The following is a 16,271-nucleotide window of genomic DNA, read 5'->3' as shown; positions in this document are numbered from 1 at the left end:
AATTTAAGTGAGATTTCGTATCTTTTTACACCTTTATTTCCTCACCTATCTCTCTAAAATATATCACCTATCCTTTCAACTAAATCGACTATCTAAGTAAACCCTAGCAAACCGTTATAAAGGTTTACTAGGGTTAGTTGGTACCCAATTTTTGAATCGATTATATTTTACATTTCATCAATAGTTCAAGTAGATGAAAAGTATTTTTTCACCTACTCATTCCGTCATTTTAAAAATTCATCAAAATCATCATCAATTACAGTTCTTATATTTTGGAGAACCTGCATTTGATCGTGAATAGAAGCCATGTTTCCCAATACTTCATTATTTAACTGATGATAGACAGGTGAACGTTTTTGAGCAGTAACTTGCTGAGGCTCTTCTGTTTTTTTCATTATTTTCATTTTTTCTGTCAATGCAGCTATCTGTCGCTTCAATTTTCCATTTTCAGCTTTTAAATTTTCATTTACTTGCTGAATCTCTTCGTTGGCGTTTTGTTCTTTTAAATGTTGAATCTGTTTTTGCTGAATAGTAACTTGCTCCATTAACTCGGCATATTGCACCGCTAATTGCTCTGCTTGCTGCTTTAATGGCTCACTGTTTTGTTCAACCGCTACCGTTACTTCTTGTTGGAGCAGATCGTTTAATGCATTATTTTGCTGTTGTAGCTTTTGTTTTGATTCTGATAATTTATGCACCATTTCAAGCTGTTGCTCTAGCTGCTGTTCAAGATTTTCGATTGTTTTACAGAGCTGTACGTTAGTTTGTTGCTCTGCTTTAAACTGTTGTTCAAAATTAGATTTCCCATTTACCTGCTGCTGCAAAGCTTCGAGCACTTGTTGTTGTTCGTTAAAACGCTGTTGTAATTGCTGCTTTTCCGCTTCAAGTAATTCAATCGTTATTGTACTATCTTTTAACTGTTGTACATATCTTGAAAGATCTTCCTTTTTACTAGCTACTAATGATTGATAGTTTTCAAGGCGCTGCTGAATCATTTTTTTCGATTTACTTAGGCGTGCAAGATGCTGGGTCGTTTCACTAAACTCGGCATGTAATTGCTCAGATGCTTGTTTTCCCTCCAAAGCCGCTTCATTTTGTGCAACACTTTGTTGCTCCACTGTTAACTTTTGCTCTAGCTGTTGTTTTTCAGCTTCAAGAGTAGCATAACTATTCTCTATTTTTTGGTTTTCAGCTTGAAGCTTTGTAAGTGCTTCGTTTTTTTGCTGAATAATAACTTTTTGCTCTACTATCATCTCGTCTTTACAAATCGCTTCTTGCAGCAAATTATTGTATTTCGTAGCCGACATTTTTACTTCAGCGCTCTGTGCCTCCAACTCGGCTTGTAATGTATGCAATTCTTCCGACGCTACCTGTAAAGATCCTTCCTGCTGCTGTAATACTTCGAGTTGTCCGGCTAACTGCTCGGACAACTCAGTGAATGCTTGCTGCTGCTCGGTCATTTGCTGTTTCTGTTGTTTTTGCAGGGCTGACATTTTTTGCTCAGCTTCTTGTAAAGCTTCTTTTGAGGCTATATGTTCAAGTCCTAATTGTTCTTTTTCCGCCTTTACACAATTGAGCTGGTACATCGCTTCATCGAGCTGCTGCACAATTTCATTTTTTTCCTCTGCCCACGCTTCGCTAAATTGCTGCTCGAGCGTCTCGAGCTGCTGCTTTTGCTCGACATTTAATGCACTAAAATGTTCTACCTGCTGCTGTGTTTGGCGCATACCGCGCTTAATTTTACTGGACTCTTGTAATACCTGCTCTAAACGCTCTTCAAGCATCTGTTTTTCTGCCTGCAAACGCTCGGCATTTTCGACTTGATATTCTGCTTCCGCTAAGGCATTTACCAGTTGGTCTTTTAATTGCTGCTCGACTTCTTGAAGTGCCGCAATTTCACCTTGAAGTGAAATGACTTGCGTTTCGAAGGCTAATTGCAGATCCACGCTTTGCTGTAAGATGTTGTCGTATTGATTTTTAAGTAACAGCGCTTCACTATTATTTACCTTTATTTGCTGCTGTAACGCTTCGATTTTAGAGGTGTTTTCGCTAATCGATTGCTCGTATCGCTTGTGTTCAGCTTCAGTATCTTTTATCTGCTGATGAAGTTCATTGTAATGGGTTTCTGCTGTTTTCTTTTCTTGTTGCAGCTTTTCAAAGCCTTCTACTAAATACATATGCTTTGTTTCTAAGGTTTTCAGTTCGTTCGTAACAGTATCTAGCTGGGCTTCGTAACTGCGTTCATAAAGCTCTTTTTCGGATTTTAATTGCTGCAGCTCTGCATTTTTTTTATTGAGCTCGAATGCAATTTCTTTCACATAGCTTTTTGCTTTACTAACGTCCTCCATCTGTTTTTCAAGCTGCTCTTTTTCCGCCTTTACTTGCTCTGCTTGACGGTTTTTAATTTCTAACGCCTGTTGGAGCTGATTTGCACGCATTTTTTGACGCTCTAACAAAATTTTATGTTGCTCGAATTCAGAGGACACTTTCGCAAATTTTAATTCAAGCGCTTGAACGGATTCAGGTGTGTATAAATTAGTCATTTTGTTCAACTCCTTTTAAGTTACTGACCGCAAGTTGGACAAACCGGTACATAACTTACACCATCTTGGCTACGACTGACAAAATCGGTTAACACCGTGTAGCCAAACATTAACTCTTTCTCTTTTAACGCCTCATAGCCATTTGAAGACATCGCTTTTCGACGCTGCAATGTTGGACGCATCCATGCAAAATATTCGCCGCAGCGATCGGTACATTTCGTCGTGCCCCACTCTAAGCTACACGTCATTTCGCGACACAGCCAATGGTTATCCGTTTTTAAAATATTCGATGATTGGCAGCTTGGACAACACGTATATGGAAGCGACCATTCCATATGCAGACGATGCTCAAACATAAATAAACATTTCATGAAGCGTTGTACGGAATGAAAATCTTGTTGACTAACGGAAAATAGACCTGTTCGGTATTGCCCAAATGCTTCATCCTCATGATGAAAGGCTTCACCAAATGTTTGCAGACGCGCCCAGTAACGAGCATTCGTAAGCTGGAAAGACTTCAATTTATACGGCATACAGGCAATATACTGCTGTTCCCCTATTAACGAAGACATTAATTGATCCGTTAACTGTACAACTTCATTTTCCTCTGCGCCGATTAATTGGAATAACGGGGCAACTGATAAAAGTTGTTTTCTTGGTGTTTTGAACTTTTGTAAAAACGCTGTTACGTCTGCACGCCACTGCGAATCTAATGATTTCCATTCACGCTGCTCTTTTACCGGTAGTTGTTGCATGTGTTCACGAACGATTTGCAACAATTGCTTTTGCTCGTCGCTCGTTAGCGGTTCATGGAAACGAAGCGCATCATTATGGAGATTGTCGCTAAACAGACCGAGTTGCGGACGAATCTTTTCTGGTACAGCAAGTGTTTCCGCTAATTTTTCAACAAGCTCTATTTGAAGCATCTTTTTATGGTTCTTTTCAATCGTCGTTACCGTCATATACGTAGCCCCGGTATCGTATTTTGCAAATAGTTTAATACTATAATCATTCACCGCTACGGTCGACTCGATACAGCGATAGTTAAGTAAATGCATTGCATACAGAAGTGAAATCGACGTATAAAGCTCATAATAGCCATCAATATTGTGGACTACTTTCCCGTCGATTCCCGTTTCTGGCGTTTTACGCTGCTGCTTTAATAACGTATTCCATAGCTTATACACTGCATTGTAACGATGGTCCATTGTTAAAATATTCGTCGGCTGCACCGGCAAATTAATTGTGCGGTTACGGTCTAGCTTTTGATAAAAGGCAGATGAACGAACAATTACAAGTTGCTTTTCGAGCGCTTGAATTTGCTCAAGAACGCGCACATATTGTGATTTTAACGATTCATTTTCCTCATAATCGATATCCGGTAAAATTTGCTTTAGCACTTCCACTTTACGATAATCGTTCATTTCCGCTAAATAGCTCGACCAATCTGCTAAATCTTCCTTTTGTGCTATGGCCGATAGCATTTGCTGTCCTTTAACGGCTAAATATTGCTGGACCTTTTCAATTGTCATACGGAAAAAGACGTTTTCATAAATGTTGAAATCATCTTCATACACTTCTGCCTTTAAGCGTGCAGGGCGTAACCCTGTAACCGTTCGTGAATGCCAATGCTCGGAGTGGGCCGATAAATGCTGTAAAGTAGAAGCGTTAATGCGTTTCACTAGACTGACATCTAGCACTTCTTCTTGTGCGATTAAGTGCATACGTGGCTTAGCAGAAATTTCGAGTAAAAAAGGTATCGTTTTTTCGATTTCTTGCAATACCGTTTCCTCGTCAAAGCCGCTCATCGGATTTAACATTTTCATTAAAGATAGCTCACCGGTTTGAACCGCATCGATAATCGCATCTACTTGCTGCGGTAGCCCTTCACTCCAGTTTTCATATGCGACATAAAAGTTTGTGTAATCGAGTAATAATTCCTCGTGAATCATTTGCTTTTCATCTAGCTTTACAAGTATACGAATGAACCCTTTCTCACCAAGTTCTAAAGTTATAAGAAAGCTATTTTCGGCATTTACTAGGCACGGAATTTCATACGTCCCACCGTGCCAGTCAAATTTTACATCCGCATAGGAAACTGATACCAGTTCATCTTGCTCCGCTTGAATGACGATTTTATTAAAAAATGCTTTCATTTTAATCGTTTGGCTTTTCACTTCAAGCTCAGTTTTCGTGACCGGATTTTCTAGAAATATTTGCATACGATTATTCTCCTAATCGGTTTAACTTCACTTCGATCACTTGACGACATTCTGTAAAGCTACCTGGACCACCAAGATTTTCTAAATTTTCTAGCAGTTCTTTTAGCTTTTTCACCATGTACGATTCGTAACGACCTTCTAATTTACGCAGCACCTTATGCGCAATAACGTAATCAATCGCATCTAATTTCGAACCACCTGCTGCGCTATATGTCGCAACAAATCGCTCAAGTTGCATTAATATACGGTTACCGAACGTAATCTCAAAGTCCTCCTGTAATTGCACATCTATTAATTGCAATACTTGGTGTTCATTAGACGTTAACTGGTGTTTCGAATCTGTAAATGGCGCTGTTAAAAGATGATTAAACTGTTCAAATGACAAATCGATTTTGTCAACAGGCTGTGCATCGAATTTTTCCTCGCGTTTTACGAAGTTAGTGACTTGTGCACGGTCATACACTTTGTCGGTAATTCCAAACGTCGACTCATCGCGGTTAGCCGTCCCGATAAACCAAATGTTTTGCGTAATCATTAAGCTCGTTCCGTTTTCGACTAAATATTTCGGACGGTTCACCTCTAGCTCCTCGTTGCTCGACACTAGCGCGACCTTCCAATCGTCTTTATGCTCCTCCATGACCGCTAAAAAGTCTGCGAAATAGTATTCGATACGGGCTAAGTTCATTTCATCGAGTACGATAAAGTACGAGTTTTGCTGATTTTCGGGTGCACTTGCTTCATACAGCTTTTTCGTGAACACCGTTTCTTTGAAGCGACGTGTGAAATCATTATCGTAGCCAAGTAGCTCACGGTTATCGCGCCAAGACGGCTGTACAGGAATTAGTGTTTGTTTCACATTAATCGCTTCTTTAAAAAGTCGTGCTAAACTCGATTTACCAGTACCACTTAAACCTTGTAAAATGATTAGCTTTGAAGCTGCTAGCGAGGCGATAAAAGCACGAATCATTTTTTCGCTATAATACAATCCTAGCTGAGTTGCCCCGTAGTTTTGTAAATATGTGACAAGCTCTGGCAATGTAATATCTAACAGCTGTTTTTTCGTCGGAGGCTGTGTAGCAATTAAATGATCAATTTCCACTAAGCCCGGGAATTTACTTTGCGTATTTTGCTTGTACACTTCGTTAATTTTATCAAGCTCTTGCTGTAGCTGTGCGTTCACCGTTTTTAACGTCTCTGTTACGCGCTTCGTTTGCTCTAGCTCTAATACGCCGATCTGTAAGTTTTCAGCACGTCCTTCCGCATTGATGCGTGATTGACGTTCTGCAATTAAGTTTTCTTCGAGCATTTCTACTTTTTTCGGGAGCGATTTTAAATAGAGCAGCTCTTGCTCAGAAGGTGTTTGCGCCAAAATGTCTAGTAAACGCTTGTTTTCTTGCTTTAAAGATTCAACCTCTTCAGTAATGACCGACATTGAACGTAATTCATCTTCTGGGATAAGCTTTTTCAGCGATTTAATTTCATCTTTTAGCTGTTCGATAATTTGATAGTCTGCTTCTTTCGTTTCCTGTAAGCGACGAATTTCAAATTGTAGTTGCTCGACACGTGATGGTGAGAGCTCGCTTAGCTGCTTTTCTAAAAACTGCTGCTTTTTCTTATATTCTACTTGCATTAGTTCTACGTCTTGTTCAGAAATGGATAGTAACATTTGACGGTTCTTTAATGTTTGCTCTTTTTCGATAACCTCTAATAGCTTCGCCTCATAATCTGCATTTAGCTCTGCGTATTTCGCCTCTAGCTTTTGGCGTGCTTCTTGAATGCTTTTTACTTTCTTTTCCTCGGCATCCACTAGTGAATCGTGCGCCTGCTGTAGCTTTTGCTGGGCTTCTTTCGTCGCCGAAAATAGCGTTTTTTCTGCTTGTACGCGTGCATCGTGTAACAACTGTTGTTGCTGTTTTTTCATCGCTTCAAGCTGCTCTTTTTCAGAAAGTAACGCTTGTTGGAGTTGTTTCTCTTGTTGGTTCATTTGCTGCTGCCAATCTGCAAATAATTTCACGCGCTGAGCTTCTAGAATTTTTTGCTCGTTTTTCTCGATTTGTTCGATTAGTTGCTTCTCACGATTTTCGTACGCCGTTAACAGTTCTTGACGTTCATTTTGTAAATCTACGCGCCTATCATTTAACGTCGCCTTTGCTTTTTCAATTTCCTCTTTTTGTTGCTCGATTTCTGTCAGTAGCTGTTGTCGTAGTCCCTTATACTCCGCCTCTAGCTGCTCCTTTTCCTCCTGCAAGTCTTCACGGTACAATTCGTTTTCCGCTTCAATTTGCTCAAGGCGCTGTTGAATACGCTCGTCTTGGTCCAAATGCGCATTGCGTTTTCCGATATTTTCTTGTGCAATACGAGCAATATTGTCCTGCTTCGTCATGTTACTATTTTTTTTGGCTGCACTGACTTGCTTAAAAATACTGTTAGACTTTTTACTCATTATGTTCGCTCATTTCTTAAAAGGATGTGACTAATTAAAGTTTGTAAAATCTCAATAGATGATTGGCGTACTTGCGTATATGTCGCCTCATGATCAATTGCTTTGGTCGAATAGTGTGCACCGTTATTACGCGCATCAACAATTGCGCTAATTTCGCTAAAGACGTTCGGCAATTGGCGTAGCACTTCAATTAACACGATATCCTTGCTAAAATAGGCATTCAGGGCGTATAGCATAATCGCGTCTTTACTCGAGCTAAAACTTATTTTCGATTTAGCTGAGCGACTTACTCTTTCGAACGTATTGAAGTTATAATAATTTTTCGGAATGGCAATGCTTAATTCATTGCTAATTTTATCGAGTGTTGCCGCATAATTTTCGCGTCGCACCGTTTTTAAAATAGGCGATACCGATAGGCGCTCAAATACTAAGTAAAAGGCAAGCTCTAACGTTCTTTGCACGCGCATATAATAATTGTCATAATCTTTGTCGCCATTTTGGATACGTAAATACGCAATTTCTGCAGACTCAATTTCATTGCGTAGTTTTTTCCATTTTGCATCATTTGCAATTAGCGGGAAATCCGTTAGCAATTGAATATTCATCGTATTTGAAAATGCATATCGGGCTTTAAATTGCTCATACATTTCATCCCGCATCTTTTCAACAAACTGCTGTAGCGCGTCATCATTACTTTGAATAAAGACAAATTTCGAATTGAACCATAAATCCTCGTTTTCCGAAAATGGCGATTTTACACTAATTTTTTTATTTAAAAACGTATCGGCATGGCCATAAATCGTAACCGGCACATAAATGAGCTCTGGTTTATCGGTTCTAAATTTAAGCGTACGGTTATGAAGCGTTGGCTGATTAGCTTGCACTCCCTTTTGTTGTTGCGATAGTTCCTCGCTATGGCCGAACGAACCGTCCAGTTGCTGCTCACCATCTAGCTCATTTAAGACATCGTCAATGCCTAAATGTGAGACGTTAATCGTTTCAATCGCAACTTCATCTTCTAGTTGTACACTTTCGTCTTCGAAAAATCCCTCGAATTCTAGTAGAAGCTCGTCATAATTACGGTCTTCATGGTCTAGTTCTTCGAGCGTTACCGATTCTACACCACTAACTTTTTTAATGGCGTTCATTTGCTTACGCATTAAATTCGCTTTACGAAGTTTGTCTTCAATTTCAAACATATTAGGCTTTCGTTCGTTTTTACGGTCATACGAAAGTCCGTGGTGGAAGGTCATTTCACGCGCAATCGGCAATTCATCGATTGAAAAAGTCGGCACTAAATCTCCCGTTACAGCGTCAATGAATAAATACATTAGCTTCAACTTTTCCATCGACGTAATACTTTTGTCGTGATTGGCATGTAAAACGCTCTCTCCCTCTTTGGTTAGCGTATTATTTTCTAAATAACCTAACTCTTCACATTTTTGAATAATCGTTTCTTTTAAATCCTTTGTAATACCGATTTCTATAAAAATATTAGTCGTTTGCAAATTTTCGACTTCTGCTACCGCTAATACAAAACGCTGCAAAATATCGATTTCCGACGTGACTTTTTCCGGTAAATACACTTTCCACGCATAAAGCGGCCAAGTGATTTGCTGTTCATAGACAGGACCTGAAACATCCGCTTTTCGGAATGTCATTGCATATTTATTGATCATAATAGCCCTCTTTCTTACATAGCTGTTCAAACGCTGCAAAAGCCGGAATAACTGGCTTTTCCTCGTCACCGCAAATCGTTGCACGGTCACCAATGACTGCTAAAACACGTTTCGCACGACTAAAGGCAACGTTCAGACGATTGGCATTGGATACGAATCCAACCTCTTGGCGTTTATTGCTTCGTACTGTTGATAAAAAGACAAAATCAAACTCTTTCCCCTGGAATGAATCGACTGTACCCACTTCAATGCGTAGCTGATCAACTTCCGGGAATGTTTTAATCATTGCTTCAATTTCAACTAATTGGCGTTTATAAAACGTAATAATGCCGATTGTTTCATCGGTCGTGTGTTGTAAAACATGGTACAGCTCCTTCTGTAATCGTTCTACTTCTGCTGGACGATATTTACTTTCTTTACTAGTCCCTTTTTCCGGTCCCTTTTCTGCGTCCACATTTAACCAGGCAATCGCCTTTTCGTCATAGCGTATGACATTCGTTTGACGCTGCGCTTTGGTAACACCATTTTTCAGCTTGCCATCATAAAATTGGTCGCTTACAAACGTGCCGATGACAGGATGCATTCGATATTGCTCTGTTAGCATCGTTGTACGGACACCAAAAGCATCTTTATTTTTGTTTAATAAATCGAATAAGCGTTCGAACAATGAATTTTTTACGAGCTTTTCCACCTCAGGATCCTTTTTCGCTTCGATTAACTGCTTGACGATTTCTGGCTCTAAAATATGCGGCAGCTGCTTATGGTCACCTACTAAAATAATTTTTCGACCAAGGCTCATCGGAATGAGTAAGTCGAGTGGATTTGCACGCGCTGCTTCATCGATAATGACGTAATCGTAAATAAGACCATCCATTTTACCGAATGATTTTTTCGACACCGCCTGCTGACAAGTTGACGCATTAATTTTTGTATACTGTTCAATTATTTCCTTAATATTTGACGGACTGTTTAAATCCTCCTGGAACTGCTGTAACACATTGACAATCGTTTTCTTTTTGTTAGTTAACGACTGTACTATCAGTTCATGTAGCTGCTGAATTTTTTCAGCAAGCGGTTGCTCGTCAACAATATTTTCTAACTGATGTTGCTCTAAAAGCTTGGTAATCGATTGTTTAAAGTCTGGTAAGAGCACTTCCACTTCTGCTGCTTCGAATGCTAGTCGCATGCCGTTCCATACTTTTGGCATCTCAAAATCTGGATGCTCCATTTTGAAATAGCGCATTAACTCGCCTAATTTAAACGCACCGTCATCTAAATAACTCGCCATCGTTAGCCGCTGTGCCTGAAGCAAGCTTACAAGCTCTGACTGTGTATCATGTGTAACGACATGCTCTTTTTGGTGTAAAGTTGAAATGAGTGCTTCGATTTTTTCTATAATGTCTACATGCGCATCCGGTAGCATTTTAATAAGCGATGCTAGCTCATGCAATTTTTGCATCGTATATTTTGAGTCGTCTTCAAACATATACAAGTCTTGTAGCGTGCCGTATATATCTCGTGTCGTTTTATACGTAAGCTGCTTGTCCTTTTGCTGCATTAAATTTTCAGTCGTTGATTGCACATTGTCTAACCATTTAATAATGTTGCGTGATCGTTTAAGCTCATCATCGCCCATTTTGCCGCCGATTCGGTTTGCTGGTAGACCACAAAACTCCATATTTTTAATGGCATTATCTACTGCATCATGCTGAGCACTTGAAATTAAAATATTTACGCGCCCGTTATGTACCTCATTAATGCGGTGTACAATAGAACGAATGACCGTCGTTTTACCAGTGCCGGGAGGACCTTGAATTATGACTAAATCGCTTGCATTTAAACCAATGCCAATCGATGCCTCTTGCTGAGAGGTGAATTGCTTAGAAGCGTCATTAAAGATTTTTTTCAATAAATCATTCGTTATCGCTTTTCGGAGTTTAACAGGCTCAGTTGAACCTTCACCGCTTTGAATAATATATTTTAACGTTGGTAATGCCGATGAGCCGTTCAAAATTTTCTCTAACGCTTTATTACGACGGTCATTCATTACTTTTGAACCAACGATACTACCGCAAATATAACCAACGTCTGGAATGGTCACATCTCGGTTGTCTACTTGAATAGTAAACTCATACTCAAATTCACTTACCTTTTGAATATTTGTTAGCTTATTGCCGATAAAAGTCGAGTTCATAAAGTCCCCTTCTTTTAACGTCCAGGCAAAGCCTAACTTCGTTTCTGCAAATTGCGCATTTGGCCGTTTATCTGTTAAAAATTTTACTTGACGCTTTCCATCGATATCATAAAACTCAGTTTTATCGTGATAGGACACAAAGCCAAGCTTTTCGCTTTCCTCAAGTGTCGTTGATAATTCTAGCTCACCGTACAAACGCCATAATCCTAAAAGCTCTTCATTATCACGTACGTTTTTTTCATATTGCTTTTCAAGCTCAAATTTCATCTGCGCATCATTTAAATGCTCTTGGAATGATATTGCTCCGCGTAGCACCGCGATATTATTGGCGCCAATATTTTTTGGTCGTTTTTTGAAATCATACGTCATTAAAATACGCTGGTTATTTTGCTTAAATGTAATTAAATAATTTTCACCGATAAGCGTTATTTCCTCTAATGATTGCTGTGAGAATGCAAAAGCATAATCATCAATCAAAAATTCGTCCGTTAAAAATTCCACTACATTTGTTGTCGGTATGTTAAATGACTTGCAAAGTGATAAAAACTTTGACGATACGACAAGCTTTAAAGGATTTTCTGTTGTAATCGTTAGCCCTTTTGGAAAACTAAACGTAGTGAAATACACTTCATTTCCATTTACTTCATCGACACGCACTAATAATCGCTCATGCAAATATTGATAGCTCTCACGCAACGTTTCAGCTTCATACGGCGTTATTTGCAGTGTTAGCATGCTATCGTCTAAGCGTATATAGAGCTGTTCAGCAATTACTTGTAATTGAACAAACGTATTTATATACTGAGGTGCTAACGGCTGCTGTAACATTGCTCGATATTGTAGCTGTTTGCCTAAATTTAATTGTTGTGGCTTCATTTTTTCACCTCTACTGAAAGCTCGACATAATTGAATAATTTGACACTCTCTAATTCTGGTATGTAATTGTTCAGTTTTTCCGTCATACTTTGAATTAAAATCGTTTGTCCAGCATTTAAAACAACCCCATCATTAAACTCAATTTTTTTGCGTTGCTTCGTCATGCGGTCTACTACTAGATACGGCTTTTGATCGCTATGTCGATTAATAAAAACGACTTTATCTACCTCTAACCGAATCGTCCCAAGCGCTATATTGTCCTCTTGCGCGACATTCGGATTAAAATGATGCTGATAGACCGGCTTCCAAATGTTAAGCGGCAGTAAAATTTGATGCGCTACTTCTTTTGATTTAGTTAAACGACCGTTTTCTAAAATGGCGTCTTTGACAATGCTTTCTTTCACGCAGTTTAAAAATGTTAACTGCTGCGCTGGCGTATCACACCATGGGCAACAATTCGTTTGCAAAATATACGATGCTCCACAGCTACAGTGATTGACGCAATCTTGCGTTAAATTAAATTCGCGGTACATTTCAAGCAGTGTCGGACGTTTTAAAAAGTTTTCTTGTCCTTCGACAAAAAGGCGCTCGAATAATTGATTGATGGCAGGTGTTAAAATTAAATTTGCTGGTAAATGCACCGTACTTCGATTCGAATCATCGGTTGGATGCTCAATGTACGGGTACAAACCTTTAAACGCTTGCTCCTCTTCCTCCGGTGACGCGTCCGCTAAATCGTCACCAATATACGGATGACCTAAACGGAACATTTCAAACATTAATACTCCATATGCATATGTATCCGTTAAAGAACTAATCGAACGCGACTCATGGAATAATTCAGGCGCGATATATCTTGGCGTGCCTAAAACTTTTTGATTAAACATCCCCGGTGACGTAATATTATCCGGGTCGATTATCCAAATCGACTTACTTGTCGGTGACACTAATATATTCATAGGTGATAAATCGCTAAACGCTAACCCGACCGTATGTAAATTGCGAATACTTTTTGCTAAATTCGCTGCGATTTCAACTCGTTTTTTGACACCACCCGTTTTCACGTTATACCAGTCACTTAACGCTTCATCTTCAGGTTTTTGAATCCATTCAACGAGTGGTACATGGTTTTCGACCTCATTCATTACATAACCTAAATCATCTCCAGTAAGAACGGCTAGCGGTAAAATGATTTGGACACTTGACGGAATATTTTTGCGCACGAGCCATTTTTTATGTTCGGTCCAGCTTTCCTTATGCGTCGCCTCAATTTTAACTAACTTCACTAATTTCCCTTCGACATCCGTTCGGTAGACAGCACCCTCTGCTCCTTCACCTATACATTCCTTTAATAAGTATTGATTGCCGAACTGGTCGGTCACTTGCTTGTTCGTCATCCCTATTCCCTACCTTTTATATGTAAAATGCCAATTGTTCGGTCATCAGTATGTTTGGCGGTTTCCCAATTTTTTACCCAGCTTTGTAACTCTTGTTGGAACGCTACGGTATCAAGCACGATTTGCTGCTCCATATATTGTAGCAGCTGCGGTAAAGCCTCCTGCTGTAAATCGTTGGCAATGCCATCAGTTGCAGTAAGCAGCAGCATTGGCTCGCTAATTCTTTTAGATAGCTGTATAGACCATTCTGTACAGCCTGTTAAACTAACGGTTACATTGCTAAACGGCTGTTTTGCTTGTGGAAATAGATAAAAAGTTTGCCCTTTCGAACAAACTATTCCATCACCAATGCTGCCGACAAAATAGTAATCATTTGTAAAAATGACCCATTGTAATGTTGTATCATGATCTTTCATGGCGCTCTGAAACTGATGTCGCCACATTTGTACAAACGTCCATATGTGGCTTCGCTCTATATTGATAACACCATTAGCAAATAGTTCATCGATATAATGGCAAAAGGCTGTAACAGCATATTGTGCTCCTGCTGCGCTTTTTGAACATGACCCTAGTCCATCAGCGATTGCCATAGCAAAATAATGCTGTGAATACGTAAAAAAAATTGCGTCTTCATTGTGCTTACCTTCATGTTTATGCGCATCGCCAGTTTCGGAGCCCCAAAAGAAAGTTAGTTTGAGCTTTAGTAATTCGATCTGGTGTAGGCCGTAGTCAATCATAGAAGCTCGTCCTCAGTAAATATTTCATCAAATGGTACATCCTCAAAGCTGTATAAATTCGGATTAGCCGCTAATGATTTTTGCGTTACTGTACGTGTAACAAACTTGAAAAACTTCTCAATTGTCACAATATTTTTTGCACGGACGATTGGCACTTGAGGATTGTTCACGATTGCACGCAATGCATTGAAATCCGCTTCATCACCAATCCCTAGCGCAAGCTTTAAAATTTTTGTCCCTTCAAATAAATGATTCAGTTCCTGAATCGGTGCCCATTGTTCGTAAGCCTGCTGCGTAATTGGACGATTTTCATGCATCTCTCTCGTAATATCCGTTGGAATGCCGTCACTCATCACAATTAAAATCGGCGCAAAGTCACGCGGCTGGATCATTGTCTCGTCTGTCATTAAACCCGATACGAGCTGCAATGCTTCTCCAAGCGGCGTTTTTCCACGCGCTTTAAATTGCAGTGGCGTTACCTCTTCAATATTTGTTAATGGCTGGACGACTTGTGCAGTTTGTGCAACTTCAATAATGCACAGCTTAATTTGCCCGCGTGCGCCACGTACGCCTTTTAGTAAAACAAGCATTTCCTGCAGGGCGACATTGACCTGCTCGATTTTTTCACCTTCCATGCTGCCACTTGCATCAACAAGTATAAAAACCGGTAATGCTCTCGCTTTTTTTATCGTAAAATCGTTTAATCCCACAGTAACCACCCCAAAATTTCCATATATATGAATTGTAGCATAATATGACTATTCACCGATAGATTAGGATGACGATTTTCTACTTTATTACCTATGATAAAAGTATTAGTTAAAACTAAGCTGTGAAAATTAAATGCAGAATCTCATTTCAAAAAGTAAATCCGGTTTAAATTTATTATCCCACAATATGATTTTTCTGGATTAAATTCACTTAAATACATCAGCAAAAAAGAACTATTATTACGAAATATTTTGTGACCTCTCTCCTGTCTGTTCAATTCTCCCCTTATCTACGTACGCCTCTGCTAAGATGTTCGCTACAATTGAACCGAAAGCTGTAACATTTTCCGTTAGATAAGTAACTGTATAATAGCTTATACAGAGCCCCTACCTATATAGACATAAAATTTATAATACAGTTAATACAGAAAAACAAAAAAAGAGTAATACAAACCACTTGTTTACTCTTTTGTCCGCAATTTGTCCGCAGAATTATTTTTTTGTGCTAATTTTATTTAACTGAATTAATTTTTACTGTTTCAAAAACCTTATTAAATCAGGCTTATTTAACTTAATTGAATTTAATTTGACTCGGTTTATTTAGCTGGATAAATTCGACAAGGTGGGGGTCGCAAGTTCGAGACTTGTCGAGACCATCCATTCAAGTGCCCATAAACGTTGTTATATCAACGTTTACGGGCTTTTCCTTTTTGGGAGACTTCCTACTTTACGCCTGATTTTTTGGATTTGTCCGCAATTTGTCCGCAGGATTTTTTCCAATTATTTAGTGTTATTTTGGATTGCGTTGCGTTGTGAAAAATGTCTGCAATGTCATTGTCTACATTCGGCAATAGGTGCGCATAAAACTCTAATGTAATTTTAGGGTTGGCGTGACCTAAACGCTTTGAAATTTTAACGATATCTACACCTTCTGAAATAAGAATCGATGCATGTGTATGCCGAATATCATGAAAACGAATGTTATGCACTTTCGTACTTTTAATTAGCCGCTTTAAGACACGAACAACATTTCGTGAATCTTCTAAGGTTCCCGTATTGGTACAAATGACTAAGTCATTATCTTCATATAGTTCCCTCGCTAATCTCTCCCACTGTACCCCCTAATATTATTTCCTTATCTCTTGATATATTTTTTTTGTATGTATTCTACTAACCCTATATGCTCTAGTATTCCACCAAGCGATGTAAAATTACAAGGAGATGTTTTGGCTAGACTGGGATACGACTTGTTAAACCAAGTTCTTGATAATTCACCATTCGTTAGGATTTCATTGAAAGCATTCTCTAACGCTTCAATGGTAATATTTTTCGAATTGCCTTTATTACCGATAGAATATATTATACGTTTGTCATTTATTGCTATAATTTCACTTTCTACCCTAGGTTTTTTAAATTTCATTCCTACATAAATAGAATTAATTACTTCCTGAAATTCCATTTCACTCACCA

At 39.0% G+C, this 16,271-nt stretch carries 9 protein-coding genes and 1 pseudogene; all 10 read right to left on the bottom strand.

The features are described 5' to 3' along the window. Positions 1-224: 224 nt before the first annotated feature. The 10 genes and pseudogenes from M3166_RS04025 to M3166_RS03980 all read right to left on the bottom strand — a co-directional run bounded on the left by M3166_RS04025 (position 225) and on the right by M3166_RS03980 (position 16,260). Complete coding sequence (locus M3166_RS04025; RefSeq protein ID WP_251687551.1) at positions 225-2,543, bottom strand: hypothetical protein; 2,319 nt, start codon at positions 2,541-2,543, stop codon at positions 225-227. Between the two features lie 20 nt (positions 2,544-2,563). Beyond that, the gene (locus tag M3166_RS04020; RefSeq protein ID WP_251687549.1) at positions 2,564-4,765 is read right to left on the bottom strand and encodes a hypothetical protein; all 2,202 of its coding nucleotides are present in this window, start codon (positions 4,763-4,765) and stop codon (positions 2,564-2,566) included. Positions 4,766-4,769: 4 nt separating this feature from the next. After that, positions 4,770-7,208: an AAA family ATPase gene (locus M3166_RS04015; protein ID WP_251687547.1), complete on the bottom strand. Its 2,439-nt coding sequence runs from the start codon at positions 7,206-7,208 to the stop codon at positions 4,770-4,772. After that, a complete protein-coding gene (locus M3166_RS04010) occupies positions 7,208-8,887 on the bottom strand; it encodes a hypothetical protein (protein ID WP_251687545.1) in 1,680 nt (559 codons plus the stop codon). Before M3166_RS04010 ends, M3166_RS04015 begins: the two co-directional genes overlap by 1 nt. After that, a complete protein-coding gene (locus M3166_RS04005) occupies positions 8,877-11,957 on the bottom strand; it encodes a DEAD/DEAH box helicase family protein (RefSeq protein ID WP_251687543.1) in 3,081 nt (1,026 codons plus the stop codon). Before M3166_RS04005 ends, M3166_RS04010 begins: the two co-directional genes overlap by 11 nt. After that, complete coding sequence (locus tag M3166_RS04000) at positions 11,954-13,354, bottom strand: serine/threonine protein kinase (RefSeq protein WP_251687542.1); 1,401 nt, start codon at positions 13,352-13,354, stop codon at positions 11,954-11,956. The genes M3166_RS04005 and M3166_RS04000 overlap by 4 nt, the downstream gene beginning before the upstream one ends. A 2-nt stretch (positions 13,355-13,356) precedes the next feature. Beyond that, positions 13,357-14,091, bottom strand: a complete 735-nt coding sequence (locus M3166_RS03995; RefSeq protein WP_251687540.1) for a protein phosphatase 2C domain-containing protein — start codon at positions 14,089-14,091, stop codon at positions 13,357-13,359. Further along, positions 14,088-14,801 carry a vWA domain-containing protein gene (locus tag M3166_RS03990; RefSeq protein ID WP_251687538.1) on the bottom strand — a complete coding sequence of 238 codons (714 nt, stop codon included), beginning with the start codon at positions 14,799-14,801 and terminating at the stop codon, positions 14,088-14,090. Before M3166_RS03990 ends, M3166_RS03995 begins: the two co-directional genes overlap by 4 nt. A 722-nt stretch (positions 14,802-15,523) precedes the next feature. After that, positions 15,524-15,874 (bottom strand): annotated as a pseudogene (locus tag M3166_RS03985) (tyrosine-type recombinase/integrase); the annotation flags it as partial. A 62-nt stretch (positions 15,875-15,936) separates the two neighbouring features. Then, positions 15,937-16,260 carry a hypothetical protein gene (locus M3166_RS03980; protein ID WP_251687536.1) on the bottom strand — a complete coding sequence of 108 codons (324 nt, stop codon included), beginning with the start codon at positions 16,258-16,260 and terminating at the stop codon, positions 15,937-15,939. Positions 16,261-16,271: the final 11 nt, after the last annotated feature.

Source organism: Solibacillus isronensis (assembly GCF_023715405.1).
In the GTDB taxonomy this organism is placed as follows: Bacteria; Bacillota; Bacilli; order Bacillales_A; family Planococcaceae; genus Solibacillus; species Solibacillus isronensis_B.
The sequence above is the reverse complement of the archived record's forward strand: the minus strand, read 5'-3'. Positions and strand labels throughout refer to the sequence as shown.

Excerpts from the sequence above, each read along its gene's own strand:
- M3166_RS04025 (WP_251687551.1), bottom strand. The coding sequence starts at position 2,543 with ATGACTAATTTATACACACCTGAATCCGTTCAAGCGCTTGAATTAAAA.
- M3166_RS04020 (WP_251687549.1), bottom strand. The coding sequence starts at position 4,765 with ATGCAAATATTTCTAGAAAATCCGGTCACGAAAACTGAGCTTGAAGTG.
- M3166_RS04015 (WP_251687547.1), bottom strand. The coding sequence starts at position 7,208 with ATGAGTAAAAAGTCTAACAGTATTTTTAAGCAAGTCAGTGCAGCCAAA.
- M3166_RS04010 (WP_251687545.1), bottom strand. The coding sequence starts at position 8,887 with ATGATCAATAAATATGCAATGACATTCCGAAAAGCGGATGTTTCAGGT.
- M3166_RS04005 (WP_251687543.1), bottom strand. The coding sequence starts at position 11,957 with ATGAAGCCACAACAATTAAATTTAGGCAAACAGCTACAATATCGAGCA.
- M3166_RS04000 (WP_251687542.1), bottom strand. The coding sequence starts at position 13,354 with ATGACGAACAAGCAAGTGACCGACCAGTTCGGCAATCAATACTTATTA.
- M3166_RS03995 (WP_251687540.1), bottom strand. The coding sequence starts at position 14,091 with ATGATTGACTACGGCCTACACCAGATCGAATTACTAAAGCTCAAACTA.
- M3166_RS03980 (WP_251687536.1), bottom strand. The coding sequence starts at position 16,260 with ATGGAATTTCAGGAAGTAATTAATTCTATTTATGTAGGAATGAAATTT.